The organism is Streptomyces sp. NPDC001914 (assembly GCF_042891215.1).
Lineage (GTDB): Bacteria > Actinomycetota > Actinomycetes > Streptomycetales > Streptomycetaceae > Streptomyces.
In genome coordinates, this window is the sequence record NZ_JBIASW010000016.1 from 67,309 (window position 1) to 80,755 (window position 13,447).

Below are 13,447 nucleotides of genomic sequence, written 5' to 3' on the forward strand. Positions count from 1 at the left end.
AGAGGGGACGGCCGTGCGGTAACAGGGCTGCCCGAGGCTTCCGTTGAACCTCCGGTGGCGCGTGGGCGCGCCGCCGGAGGGGAGTTCAACGCGTCGCCGGCTCGCCGACCAGGGACAGGGTGCCGTCGAGATACGCCGCCCGGGAGGCACCACGCTGGATCTTCCCGCTGGACGTCTTGGGGATGGTGCCCGGGTGGACGAGCACGACGTCACGCACCGGCAGGCCATGTGCCTCGCTGATGGCTCCGCGGATCAGATCGATGATCTCCTCGGACTCGCCCGCCGCCTCGGGGGCCGTCTCGGCGACGACGACCGGCTGCTCCCCCTCTCCTCCGCTGTCCACGGAGAAGGCGGCGGTGCAACCGGGCCGCAACGCCCAGTGGGACATCTCGGCGGACAGTTCCAGGTCCTGCGGGTAGTGGTTGCGTCCCTCGATGACGATCAGGTCCTTGAGCCGACCGGTGACGAAGAGTTCGCCGCCCCGCAGGAATCCGAGGTCGCCGGTGCGCAGGAACCGGCCCTCGTGACCTTCGAGGATGGCCCGGAAGCTCTGCCGGGTGGCGAGCGCGTTGCGCCAGTAGCCCTTGGCGACACTCGCGCCGGACACCCAGATCTCGCCGACCTCGCCCTCGGGGAGTTCCTTCTGCCGTTCGGGGTCGGCGATCACGACGGTGATGCCGGGGCCGGGCCGGCCGGAGCCCACCGCGGCCGCGTCCAGGGACCTGGCCTCCGGTGCGGAGCCCTGCGGCCCGACCTCGGTGGTGCCGGTGGCGGTGGCCAGTGTGGGCGGGGCCTGCACCGAGCCGCCGGTGACGATCAGCGTGGCCTCGGCCAGGCCGTAGCACGGATACAGGGCCTCCCGGCGGAAGCCGGCGGCGCCGAACGTCTCGGTGAACCGTCGCAGCGTCGCGGCCCGCACCGGTTCGGCGCCGTTGAACGCGACCCTCCACCGGCTCAGGTCGAGGCCGTCGAGGAGTTCCGGTGTGGCCTGCTTCAGGCACAGCTCGTAGGCGAAATTGGGACCACCGCTGGTGTGCGGACGGTACCTGCTGATGGCGTGCAGCCAGCGCTCGGGCCGCTGCAGGAAGTGCAGCGGGGAGAAGAGCGTGGCGGTCACACCGAGGTAGGCCGCGTTCAGGACCGGGCCGATGAGACCCATGTCGTGGTAGACGGGCAGCCAACTGACGAAGAGCTCATGGCCGTACTCCTCGATGACGTCGGGGGTGTGACCCATCCGTTCGGTGATCACCCGCTCGTTGTCGAGCAGGTTCCCGTGGGTCACCATCACGCCGCGCGGGGCGGAAGTCGATCCGGAGGTGTACTGGAGGAAGGCGACCGAGTCGGCGCTGAGGTCGGGTTCGCGCCAGGAACCCGCGGCCTCGTCGGGGATGTCCTCGGTGGCGACGCAGGTGATCTCGGCCAGCTCGGGCAGGTGTTCCGCCATGGTGGCGAGTGCGGCCATCACCTCGCGGCCGCCCAGGATGACCTTGGCATCCGCATCCGCGATCAGGCGCTTCATGCGGAGCAGGGCGCGGTGGTTCTGCGACCGTCCGTGCGGGGGCAGTCCGGGGACGGCGATGACTCCGGCCGAGAGACAGCCGAGATAGCCGCAGATGAATTCGATGCCGGGCGGGTACAGCAGCATGACGCGGGAACCGGCCAGGCCGCGCTCCTGCAGCCAGGCGGCGATGGCGCGGGACCGCTCGGCGAGCCGACCGTAGGAGATGTCCTGGATCTCGCCGTCGCAGTCACCCGTGACGAGGTACCGGTACGCGGTCCGGTCAGGCTGTCGGGATGCGTGCAGGGTTAAAAGATCGACCAGGGAACGAGCCATGAGAGGAGTCTCACCTGTTCGGATGAGTGAGCGAAAAGAACTGGAGTTCGAAGGCCGCGTGATGGGTACGCGCAGATGCCGCGTCCGCCTGGCCCCCTTGCCAGAACGTCCGTCTCGACCAATCCGCCCGGGAAGCGGCGGCGTTGCACGCGCCGGCCCCCCGAAGCCCCCTACGGATTGCTACCAACGAGTAGCACGATAGCAAGACTGATCGACCAGTCAGATGTAACTCCGGGTACTAAATGCGCGATTGGACGACCTGACGGTCGGTCACCACCCATGAACCCAGCGAAGTGGCTGGTACACGGGGTACACCGGAAAAACATGTGTGCCGCGTCACGCACTCCGAACGGCGTTCGAGCCAACCGGCCCATGGGGCCGACGACGGAGAAAGGGGACGGCTCCGCCCGTGGGCCGACGCCGGGGGCGTCGATGCCGTACGGGCGGAGCCGGTTGAGTGCTCCAGGGCAAGGGAGTTGCCCGATTGCTACGTCAGGAGCGACGCGAGCGGCGGGACATGACCAACGCACCGGCACCGGCGACGATCACCAGCGCCGCGCCCCCGGCGATCGGGCCGATGGGGCCGCTGGCACCCGTCTCGGCCAGCGGCGGCGTGCTCTCGCTGGGCGACGGCGACGGGGTGGTGGGCGGCGTCGACGTCAGCGGCGGCACGTCCGGCGTGGTCGAAGGCGTGCTGGACGGCTTGGGCGTCGCCGGCTCGGTCGTCTCGTCGGCCGGCGGCTCGCTGGACGAGGGGGTCGCGGGCGTGGCGGGGGTGGAGGGCGACGGCGCGGGCGAGTCCGGGGTCGCGGGGGCGCACGCCTTCTCGCCACCGTTCCAGGCGGCTATCAGGTGGTACGGGGTCGTGATGTTGTCGGGCTGGTAGGGCAGGGGGCCGTGGCCCTCGCCGGTCTTCCCGTCGTACGAGATGTCGTCGCCGTACAGGTCGATCTGGCCGTAGCAGTCGGGCGTGGGCACCTCGAGCTTCTGCCAGGTCTGCTTGGCGTCGCCCGAGTCGGCGACGTCCGCGGCGGTGAGGTAGACGGTGGCCTTGTCGACCAGGCCCTGATGACCGGAGGCGAACCAGTTCGGTCCCTCGGTGGTGTATTCGGCAAGGGAGACGGGGTACTTGCAGCCGTCGCCGACGCTCTGGCCCGGCGCCAGCCGGACCTCCACCGTCCCGGGAACGGAGTCCCACTGGTGGAATCCGCCCTGGGAGGACCAGTCGGCGCCCACGGGCTTTCCGTCCGCGTCGACGATGCGGTACTGGACCGTGGCGGACTGGCAGTCGGCGGACGTCGCGGCGCTGGCGACTCCGGCGCCGACGAAGGGAACCACGGCACCCGCGAAGGCCGTTGCGGCGAGGGCGGCGAGCATTCTTGTTTGTTGCGAACGCGACAAGATGAGCCTCTGTGAAGGTCAAGGTGTGGGAGGTGGGAGAGTGCGAGCGGTCGACACGGGCGGGTGCCATGAGGCATGGCCGAGGAAGACGTGGCCGCCTGTGTCACTCGCGTCACTTCGCTCTCTCAAGACACGGCGAAGCGAGCCGTATTCTTGTCGGCTTTCACAACTCCCGTCAATTCTGCACGGGTTGAGCACAGCAATTCTTTACGGGAGGGCTCCGCGGCGGCGATCGAATGGGTGAGGCCGCCCCGATTCCACCCGTAATGGCACCCGGCCCGCGGACCGCCGAGGCGGTCGTCGCCTCCCTGCGACTGTCAGGCCGCGTCGGCGACTGCCCGTTTCCGTGAAAGGAGGGGGCAGTCGCCGAGTCCGTGATGTGCGGGTGAAGACGACGTCCGCGCCCATCTGGGTGACGAGAAGGGCGAGTTCGGGCCTGTGACCGGTCAGGCTCGTATCCCCCGGCTGGCCTTGGACGACCAGTCGGCGTCACCCCGCGAGGCGAGGATCAGGGCTTGGCGGAGTACACGACGCCCGCCAGGTTCTGGGCGGCGGAACCCCACACCTGATCCTGGAGGGAGGAGTCGAGGCCGAGTGTGTAGAGCAGCCAGGAGGTCGTGACACCGTAGGTCAGTTTCAGCTGGACGGCCCGGGAGACGCTTCCGCTGTCGCAGCCGAAACCGGAACTGTCCTCGAACCCGCAGTGGAATCCCCCGGTGATGACCCGCAGTTGGGTGCGCGACGCCTTGGCGTCGTACATCTTCTGCTGGTTGCCTGCCACACCGGCGATCGTGTCGGCACTGCCGCCCACGAACTGGGCGGGGGCGCTCAGCACGGAGGAGGCGGTGACCGCCGAGGGGTTGGTCTCGGCGGCGGCGAGGGTGGTGACCGACTTGACGGCAGGGTTACGGCTCGCGGCGAGCAGCGCCGCACCACCGCCCATCGAGTGGCCCGAGACCGCGTACTTGGTCGTGTCGACCCGGTCCGCGAAGCGCGAGCCGCTTGTCGTGTTCTGCGTGGTGAGCCAGGTCAGCGCCGCGTTCAGGTCGTCGGCGAAGGCGGAGTGGTTCGGGAACAGGCCGCCTTGGGACTTGGGAACGACGGTGATGATGCCCCAGGAGGCGTAGTGCTTGAGCAGGCTCTCGTACTGGGTGATGGCCTGGAAGAAGCCGTGCCCGAAGGCAAGACCGGGGTGGTTTCCGGTGGCGACCGGCGCGTTCGCCCCGGCCGTCGTGCCCGGATACCAGACGCGCGCGCTGTACGAACGGCCCGCGGCCGACACCGTGACATCGGTGTAGGCGACGGGGAACGAGCCTGTGGTGGAGGGGTCGAACGCCTGCACCGCGGCCGTCGGCTGATGAGCGCCGGCGGCCGGTGCGAGGGTGACGATGGCTGCGATACCCAGCAGCAGCGCGGCCATCGACCGCATGAGTGTACGGAACACGACATCACCTTTTCTGTGGGGACGAAACAGTGATTTGCGGCGGTACATGTCCGTGTTGTTCGGGTGTTCTCCGGCGGAATCGAAAGAAGGACGCCGACGGGATGCGCGTGAAGCGCCCTGGTCGTGGATCAAGGGAATGCACCCGGCTGAATCGCTTCGATCGAGCCAAACGAATTGGAGCCATTGCGGGCGGAGTTCAGCCAAGCGCATGCGGAACTCTGCCGAGGACGCGGCGAGTCGAAGCCAGGCGGTTGTGGACGTGAGCGTTCCTGCTCATGACCGGGCGGTCATGTGACCACCCGGTCATGGTGGAGGCGCCCGCACCGGATGTCAACGACTGTGACAAGCCGTGCCTACGTCGCGGCGATAACGTCCGCTGTCAGTCGACGAGTTGGTAGATGCTGTGGGCCGTCAGCCACAGTCCGAGGACCAGCGAGAGTGTGACGATCAACTGCTCCTGGTGACGGTCCATCCAACTGCGCAGGGCGTTCAGCCGGGCGTTCGCGGCCGTCGGCGCCCAGCGCGCGTACGTCTCCATGACGATGAGGCTGAGCGTAGCCAGCAGGCAGTAGCCGGTCAGCGCGAGCCAGTCCTCGACGGCGGAGAGGTTCGCGTCGACCGCGGTGGCGGCTCCCGCTCCGACCATCGCCCACGGCTGCAGCAGCCACGCCAGGCCGGCCGCGGTGACGGTGGAGGCGTCGTCGATCCGGGCCTGCCAGCGCGGCGGTCCGTGCGGGCGTGGCGGTCGGCGACGCCGGTACGCGCCGTAGATCACCAGCGCCACACCGATGGCCAGCTTCGCGGCGACCGACGCGGTCGAGGGCGTGCTGTGGTGCTCAGGGGGCTGACCGCCGGTCAGCAGCATCACGCAGACGATGACCGCGATGAGGTTGACCAGCCACGACAGGAGGAACGCCAGGCCCAGGCGGAGGCCACGCCGCGCGGAGAGCAGCAGGATGAAGGCGCTGTTGTGCAGAGGCCCCAGGGTGATGGCCATACCGATCACGGCGAGGTCGAGGACCATCGGATCAGCCGCTCCTCGATGTCGGGACGGTCTTCCGACTGTGACGGGCAGGACAATCGGCAGAATCGGACGGCGCTCACGCTGCGCCACATGCCGACTTTGCAGGGGCCGATACGGCAGGTCAAGCAGGTCCGGGTCGTGTCCCCGTGTCGCCGGATCCCGTGACCGATGGAAGGTCGCACGGTGCCGCCGAGGCCCGAGGGGGCGTGGGGCGAGGAGCGCAAGGCTCGGGGCTCCGGAGACGGGCACGGGCAGAGGTACGGGCGCGGGCAGAGGCAGAGGCAGAGGCAGAGGCACGGGCGAATGTTCATGAAATTCGGCGACACGGCACTTGTGCCGTAGCCCGAATGCCATGATCACTCAGTGGCCCCGCGCCTCGGCACGCCTTGCGGTGGCTCCGGCCACATCGACGACGTGACAGCGAAAGGCTCCGCATGCGCAAACTCGTCCACTACATCGCCACCACGCTCGACGGTTTCATCGCGGGCCCGGACGGCGACGACCCCACCGGGCCGAACGGCTTCTGGCCCCTGTCGGCCGACTACATAGAACACCTGGCGGCCGAGTACCCGGAGACATTGCCGGTACAGGCCCGGCAGGCGCTGTCCGTCACGGCGGAGGGAACGCGCTTCGACACGGTTCTCGAAGGCCGTCGCAGCTACGAGATCGGACTCGCGGCCGGAGTCACCGACGCCTACCCCCACCTCCGCCACCTGGTGTTCTCCCGGACCCTGACGGAGAGCCCGGACCCGGCCGTCGAACTGGTCGCCGACGACCCCGTGGCGACGGTGCGCGAGCTCAAGCAGCAGGACGGCAAGGACATCTGGCTGCTCGGCGGCGCCGAACTCGCCGGCTCCCTGTACGCGGAGATCGACACCCTGATCCTGAAGCTCGGCCCGGTGACCGTGGGCGACGGAATCCCGCTGTTCTCGCGCAAGGCGGCCTTCGACCCGCGCACCTGGACACTCGAAGACCACACCGTTCTCAAGGGCGGCGCGGTGTTCCTCACCTACGCACGCGCCAAGGACTGAACGCGTTCCAGCGAGCGGCGCCGGGCGAGCCCGAGGAGGGGCACTTTGGCGGTCCCGAGGAGGCACCCGTAGGCCAGCCCCCGACGACGGGTCGTCTGAAGTGCACCGTGCCCGCCGGGAGAGACCCCCGGACGGATGCGTAGGCTCAGGTCGTGGCTGATCAGATGCGGAAGATCGTGGCGGAGCTGCCGGACCTGACGGATGTCTCCGGTGTGTCTGCGGTGATGGACGAGCGGGTCGCGCAGGGGGACGCCGCCTTCGTCGCGGACCTCGGCATCGCGCTCGCCAGGACGTACGGCGCCAGTGGACAGCCGTGGCAGTGCAGAAGCGCTCTCGACCACGCCGTTCGGCTGTTGGCCGTCTCCACCGGTCGCGAGAACGTGACCCAGGCGCTGCGGCTCTTCTCGTCGGCCGGGATCAGCAGCAGGAAGCTCGATCGCCGCGCGGCCTCGTTGCTGGCTTCCAGCCACGAGGCCGCGGACTTGGCCGCGGCTTTCACCGGTCACGCTTCCGAGGAGTTGCGGGCCTGTCTGGTCCACGAGCTGGTTCTGAGGGGTGTGGCGGCCGGCGAGGCGCCGGGCATCGCGGCCTGGGCAACGTCGCCGCATTGGAGGTATCACCCGCTGGCCTGGATGCCTCTGATGCTCTCCGGCATGGAGGAGGGTGCGGATCTGCCGAGTTACAGCGCCTACGGCAGCGGCCACGCGATGCCGTACGGACCGTCGCAGGGCCGTGAACTGGCGAGGACCGCCGACGCCGGCGTGCCATCGGCGCAGGAGACGACGACGGAGACCGATGTCAGGGCCATGGGCAGGGCCGTGGCGAGCTGGGCGGAAGAGTCCAACGGACGCATCGAAGCGCGCGTGTTCCAGTTCGCCGCGCCCCTGAACGCCGAGACGGTCCCGGGTGTGATCCCGACGCTGGGGCTGGAGTGTCTGCGCGGAGCGGGGAGGAAGACACGGCTGTCCGTCGCCTCTTGTCCCCCGGCCCGGGCATGGCGCGTGCTCTTCGCCGCGGCGTCCACGGGAGGGGCGTACGGCTCGGGTTCCTACGGCGCCTACGGCCGTCTGGCGGCCTGGAAGTCCGTAGCCGCGCTCACCGGATGCCCGGAGGACTCCCGTGCCGCGGAGGTGGAAGCGCGGGTGATGGCTTGCGACTGGTACGCCTTCGACGCCGACACGAAGTGGTTCGAACAAGTCGCCTGGGACATCGGCCTGGCCACGCTCTCCCCCGACGGCAGGCGCCTGGCCGTGCTCGCCGCTACGGACACCGACTGAGGGTCCGGGGCGGGCGTGCGAGGTCATCCACGTCGTACGCGTTCGCGGCGGCGGCGGCGGCGAGCCCGGTCGGCCACCACCCACGCGCCCACGCACGGACTACAACCCTGGACGAACCTCGGGTGTCTTCTGGGTGAGCGGAAGTAGGCGCTGCTCCCACCGCGCCGTCCGACAGGGGGACTTGCATGACTCCGGCCGCTGCGTGGCGAGCCCGGCGTCTTGCCTGCCCTCCCGGCTCCCAGACCCCCTCCGCCCCACCCGCCTCGGCCGAGCAGGACGCCGCGGGCAGTTCAGGAACCCAAGGAGGTTCGCTCCTGTGCGTCACATCCACAGTGCGACACTGACAGCCGCGGCAGTCTTCGCCCTCGGTGGCGGTGCGGTGATAGCGGCCCCCGCGGCGCAGGCCGTGGCGCCCTTCCCGTCGATCGGCTGGCAGCAGCACAACTGCGACTTCGACGGCAACGGTTTCGACGACGTGCTGATCGGCGCCCCGGGCGCCACGGTGAGCGGCGCCAAGGGCGCCGGCTACGTCTCCGTGCAGTACAGCTCGTCCAGCGGCCTCAGCACCACCAGGAAGAGCGTCCTCCACCAGAACACCTCGGGCGTTCCCGGCGCCGCGGAGGCCGGCGACGGCTTCGGAAGCGCCGTGGCCTCCGGTGACCTGAACAACGACGGCTACGACGACGCGATCGTCGGCATTCCCGGCGAAGACCTCGCCGGGCTGTCCGACGCGGGCGGCGCCGTCGTCTTCTGGGGCTCGCCCAGCGGCCTGCACGGGTCCGACAGCACCTGGCTGGAGAACGCCGACCAACCCCGGGCCGGCGCGAGGTTCGGCCTGGCCGTCGAAGCCGCCCGGTACTTCGCCCCGGATCCGGCGAATCCGGACGCCGATCCGCGCGACAGCATCGCCGTCCTGGAGAACGACGCCTTGTTGTTCTTCACCTCCACGCCGACGACGGCGACCCGGCAGCTGAAGGCCGTGGAGACGAATCTCCGTGCTCGGGACCTGAGCCCGTCGGCGACCGGCTTCGCTTTCCGGAGCCTGAGCCACGGCAACTACAACGAGGACTCCTGGGCCGATCTGGCGATCTCCGGTGTGACCACCGGCGACCACCCGGGCATCGGTGCCACCCAGGTGCTCCACGGCGCACCCGGCGTGGAGAGCCTGGGCGACGGCGGCGCGTTCGAGGGTGGTCCCGCCGTCGTTTCCAGCGACTTCAACCACGACGGCCAGGACGACCTGGCCATCGGTGACACGGGTACCGGCTCGGCCCTCGGCGGCTCCGTCTCCGTGTACCTGGGCAAGGGCGACCTCTCCGGCCTCGACCCGGCACCCGCCCAGACCTGGACGCAGGACTCCCCCGGCGTCCCCGGCACGGCAGAGGCAGGCGACCGCTGGGGCGCCGAACTGTCCTCCGGTGACACCGACGGCGACGGCCGCCCGGACCTCGCCATCGGGGCCCCTGGGGAAGACGTGGGTTCCGTGTCCGACGCGGGCGCGGTCTGGACGCTGCGTGGCGCGCCCGGCGGCCTGACGGCATCCGGGGTGCGCAGCTTCGACCAGAACTCCACCGGCGTTCCCGGCACGGCGGAGGCCTCGGACCGCTGGGGCGGCCAGATCCGGCTGATCGACGCCAACAATGACGGCCGCTTCGGTCTGCTGGCGGCGGCACCGGGTGAGAACACCGACGACGGCTTCGTCTGGGTCCTGTCCGCGTCGTCGTCGGGCCTGACCGCCAGGGATGCGTGGACCTACGACGGAGCGCGCCTCGGCGCACCCGCGGCGAACGCACGGTTCGGCGCGGCGATCGACGAGTAACCGAACCACACCAGGAGACCGGCGAGTTCGAAGGATTCGCGTCAGAACTCGCCGGTCTGTACGTGTCTTTCGGGCCGGTGCGAGCTGCGCACCGGCCCGTCGGTCAAGTCGCGTGCGCGAGTGCGAGTTTGGGGCCTGACAGCCGGATCGTGCTCGCCACCGATCCCGCGCACCCATGTCTCAGGCTCGCCCGTCGCCCAGTACCGCGCGGGCGGGGAGGCTGACGGCGAGGAGGCCGAGGCCGATCGCGGCCGCCGCGAAAGCCCCGTACAGCAGTGGAGGCACGTACGGGGACTCACCGGTCAGGCCGCGCGTCATCGGGATCAGCGTGGCCGCGGCGATGACCGTGCCCAGGACCACGCCCGCCGTCGCCACGAGCAGACCCTCCCAGCGGAGCATCCGCATCACCTGGTGCCGGGTGGCGCCGACGAGGCGGAGCATTTCCAGCTCGCGGCGTCGGTCGAGGACGGTCATCACCAGGGTGTTGACGGCGGCGACGGCCGCGAAGCCGCCGAGGACGCCGGCCATCGTGTAGTTGGCCCAGGCGTTGAGCTCGCGGTCGGTGTTTCGGGCGACTGCGTAGCCGGAGGCGTCGACGACCTTCCCCAGGGGCGCCAGGTCCCTTGCGTCGCCGCCCCGCACCAGCAGCGTGCTGTCGAAGCCCGACGTGACGTGGGCGGCCAGCGACGCCCGGTCCATGGTCACCGCCGCCAGGCCGAGGCCTCGGCCGTAGACCGCGACGACTTCGGGGCTGGCCCTGGTGCCGTCGGGGAGGTACAGCGGCAGTCTGTCGCCGATCTCGACCTTCGCCGAGAGCGCGAGCATCCTGTCGATGGCGATCCGGCCCAGGCCGACCCGGTCCAGGCTGCCCCCGCGTACGTCGAGGTCCTGCACCTTCGCAAGCTGGGCGCCGGAACCGGAGATGCCCTGGGTCGCCGCTGCCTCGAGCCATCGGTCGCCGCCGGAGCCGACGGGCACGAGCACCTGCGCGTCGAGAAGGCCGACGACCGTGTCGACTCCCGGCACGCGGGCAACCCTGTCGACGGCGTCGACGGGCAGTCCGGCCGGATCCGTGACCACGTGGTCCGCGATGAGGCCCGCACGCAGCTGCTTCGCGGCGACGTGCGTCCCGCTCGTGTGCAGGAAGACGAGCGTCGACGCGAACGCCATGGCCAGCACGACCGGGGTGATCGCGGACGCCATCCGACGGGCGTTCGTACGGGAGTTCGCGGCCGCCAGCGACGCCGCGGCGCTGCCGTCACGCAGCGCCAGTCCGAACAGCGTTGCGCACAGTCGAGCCACCAGGGGGCCGAGGAGGGCGACGGCGAGCATGAAGAGCATGACGACACCGAGAGCGGCGTTGGCGGCGTCGTCCCCGGCCGAACGAGCGGCCAGGCCGGTGAGGAGGCCGCCGCCGACAAGGGCCGCGACGCCCAGTCCGGTGCGGATCACGCCCGGCCGCAGCCGCTCCACCGACGCCTCGGCGAGCGCCTGGCCCGGCTTGATCTTCGCGGGCCTTCGACCTGCCGTCCGGCCGGCCGCGAGCGCGGTCAGTAGTCCCATGCCGACGGCGACGACGAGCGGGATGAAGGATACGTGCAGGTCGACAGCCGCTGGGATGGCTCCGCGGTCCTTCAGCTGACCGAACCACCAGTGCGCGAGGCCGACTCCGGGCAGGCAGCCGACCAGTCCCGCGACAGGTGCGACGAGCAGTGCCTCCGCGGCGACCGCGCGGCGGATCTGGCGCGGGGTGGCTCCGATGGCGCGCAGCAGTGCGAATTCACGGGCGCGTTGGGCGACGGACAAGGCGACCGTGCCGGCCGCGGTGAGGACGGCGACCACGGCGGCGATCCCGCCGAAGGACCCGCCGAGGCCGGTGAGCGTCTCCCTGGCGTAGCCGAGCCCGCGCTCCTCGACCGCGCCGCGGCCGTCACCGGTGTACACCTTGGCACCGGAGCCGCCCAGCGCCTGGTCCACAGCGTCGGCGACGGCGTCCGCGTCAATCCCGTTCCTCGCCATCACGGCGATCGCGTCGGCCTTGCCCGGATGCCCGGCGAGCGCGGGGGCCTGGGCGTCGGCGAACCAGCCCGTGGCGCCCCCGGCCGTCGCGTCTCGGGACCCGGCCGTCGCCAGCCCGGAGATACGGAAGTCGGCCCGCCCGCCGGCGGTTTCGAGGGCGACGGTGTCGCCGACGTCGGTCTTCGCGGCCCTCGCAGCCGCCGTGTCGAGCACGACCTCGCCGGTGCGGGGCGCGGTCCCGGAGACGAGCGCGGCACCGGTGAAGGCGTGCGATCCCCAGCCGTGCCCGGTCAGCGCGCCGGCGCCCCGATGTACGGGGAACGTGAAGTCCGCTACGGCGGCGTGCACTTGGGGCAGGCGCGCCACCTCGTGCGCCAGCGCGGCATCCACGCGTGCCGTGTCCGGCAGGAGTGCCGGGGAGTCCGACCGGCTGTCGCCGCTGCCCGTCACCAGGTGGGCGTACTGGTCGGCGGCCACGACGACCGTGGCCTTCGCGTACCGCTCCGCCGGCACCGAGGCGCGGGCTCCCGTCTCCAGGAGGATGCCGCAGGCCGAGACGATCAGCGCCGACATCATCAGGGCGACGAAGGTGCCCGCGAACGACGCGGGTCTGAAGCGCACGGCGGCACGGGCGAGGCCGTTGAGGGCGAGGCTCCTCACGCCGCGGCCCTCGCCATCGCGCCCGTCCTGGACGTGAGGGCGGCCATCCGCGCCGCGATCCGCTCCGGCGACCCGCGGTCGAGGCTTCCCGCGAAGACGCCGTCGGCGAGGAACAGCACGCTGTCGGCCCAGGCGGCCGCTGCCGGGTCGTGCGTCACCATGACCACGGTGGCACCCAGGGCGTCCACCGCGTGCCGGAGCAGGCCGAGGATCTCGGCGGCGGTGGTGGTGTCGAGGGCGCCGGTGGGCTCGTCGGCGAAGATGACGTCCGGGCCGGTGACCAGCGCGCGGGCGATGGCGACGCGCTGCTGCTGGCCTCCGGAGAGTTCGCCGGGCCGCCGGCCGGCCTTGTCGGCGAGCCCGACCCGCTCCAGGACCTCCGCGGCCCGACGGCGGTCCCGGCGCTGTCCGGCCAGTCGCGTCGGGAGCAGCACGTTCTGCTCCACGGTGAGGGACGGCAGCAGGTTGAACGCCTGGAAGACGAAGCCGACGCGGCTGCGGCGCAGTTCGGTGAGCTGGTTCTCCCGCATTCCCATGATCTCCGTACCACCGAGGCGTACGGAGCCGGCGGACGGCCGGTCGAGCCCGGCCGCGCACTGCAGGAACGTGGACTTGCCGGAGCCGGACGGGCCCATGACGGCCGTGAAAGTGCCGCGGGACAGGGCGAGGTCGACGCCCGCGAGGGCGTGGACGGCACCATTCCCGCGGCCGTACTGCCGTCGTACACCGCGCAGTTCGACGGCGAGAGCCGACGTGCCCTGAACCCCCGCCGGGCTGTCCGTCTTCTGCCGCTTGTGCCCGCGCAGCCTCAATGTTCCGCCCTCTCACGATCTTCTCGTAGCGACACCTCGAAGCTACGGATCGCGGTCACGGCGGACCATGGCGGCTGCCGGCGCATCGGGGGTGGGGTTAACCCGAGGCGGGGCTTGCGCGGAGCG

Annotated in this window: 9 protein-coding genes; 3 read left to right on the plus strand and 6 right to left on the minus strand. The window is 70.9% G+C overall.

Annotated features, from left to right (window positions below; translation table 11 throughout):
- Positions 1-85: 85 nt before the first annotated feature.
- From ACFYYF_RS33305 to ACFYYF_RS33320, 4 genes are all read right to left on the minus strand, one after another.
- Positions 86-1,834 (minus strand): fatty acyl-AMP ligase, encoded by a 1,749-nt coding sequence (locus tag ACFYYF_RS33305; protein ID WP_388781200.1) that lies wholly within the window; start codon positions 1,832-1,834, stop codon positions 86-88.
- Positions 1,835-2,326: 492 nt separating this feature from the next.
- Positions 2,327-3,211, minus strand: coding sequence for a hypothetical protein (locus tag ACFYYF_RS33310; RefSeq protein ID WP_388781203.1), 885 nt, complete (start codon positions 3,209-3,211; stop codon positions 2,327-2,329).
- A gap of 532 nt (positions 3,212-3,743) precedes the next feature.
- Positions 3,744-4,679, minus strand: a complete 936-nt coding sequence (locus tag ACFYYF_RS33315) for an alpha/beta hydrolase family protein (protein ID WP_388781206.1) — start codon at positions 4,677-4,679, stop codon at positions 3,744-3,746.
- A gap of 379 nt (positions 4,680-5,058) precedes the next feature.
- Positions 5,059-5,703, minus strand: coding sequence for a GAP family protein (locus ACFYYF_RS33320; protein WP_388781208.1), 645 nt, complete (start codon positions 5,701-5,703; stop codon positions 5,059-5,061).
- A gap of 434 nt (positions 5,704-6,137) precedes the next feature.
- Between ACFYYF_RS33320 and ACFYYF_RS33325 the strand changes: the two genes are divergently transcribed.
- From ACFYYF_RS33325 to ACFYYF_RS33335, 3 genes are all read left to right on the plus strand, one after another.
- Positions 6,138-6,734, plus strand: coding sequence for a dihydrofolate reductase family protein (locus tag ACFYYF_RS33325; protein WP_388781211.1), 597 nt, complete (start codon positions 6,138-6,140; stop codon positions 6,732-6,734).
- 152 nt (positions 6,735-6,886) lie between these two features.
- The gene (locus tag ACFYYF_RS33330; protein ID WP_388781214.1) at positions 6,887-8,011 is read left to right on the plus strand and encodes a DUF6183 family protein; all 1,125 of its coding nucleotides are present in this window, start codon (positions 6,887-6,889) and stop codon (positions 8,009-8,011) included.
- Between the two features lie 316 nt (positions 8,012-8,327).
- Complete coding sequence (locus ACFYYF_RS33335) at positions 8,328-9,830, plus strand: FG-GAP repeat protein (RefSeq protein ID WP_388781217.1); 1,503 nt, start codon at positions 8,328-8,330, stop codon at positions 9,828-9,830.
- 180 nt (positions 9,831-10,010) lie between these two features.
- Here the strand turns inward: ACFYYF_RS33335 and ACFYYF_RS33340 are convergent, their stop codons facing one another.
- A complete protein-coding gene (locus ACFYYF_RS33340) occupies positions 10,011-12,509 on the minus strand; it encodes an ABC transporter permease (protein ID WP_388781219.1) in 2,499 nt (832 codons plus the stop codon).
- Positions 12,506-13,321: an ABC transporter ATP-binding protein gene (locus tag ACFYYF_RS33345; RefSeq protein ID WP_388781222.1), complete on the minus strand. Its 816-nt coding sequence runs from the start codon at positions 13,319-13,321 to the stop codon at positions 12,506-12,508. The genes ACFYYF_RS33340 and ACFYYF_RS33345 overlap by 4 nt, the downstream gene beginning before the upstream one ends.
- Positions 13,322-13,447: the final 126 nt, after the last annotated feature.

Coding starts and splice junctions, on each gene's coding strand:
- ACFYYF_RS33305 (WP_388781200.1), bottom strand. CDS start 1,834: ATGGCTCGTTCCCTGGTCGATCTTTTAACCCTGCACGCATCCCGACAG.
- ACFYYF_RS33310 (WP_388781203.1), bottom strand. CDS start 3,211: ATGCTCGCCGCCCTCGCCGCAACGGCCTTCGCGGGTGCCGTGGTTCCC.
- ACFYYF_RS33320 (WP_388781208.1), bottom strand. CDS start 5,703: ATGGTCCTCGACCTCGCCGTGATCGGTATGGCCATCACCCTGGGGCCT.
- ACFYYF_RS33325 (WP_388781211.1), top strand. CDS start 6,138: ATGCGCAAACTCGTCCACTACATCGCCACCACGCTCGACGGTTTCATC.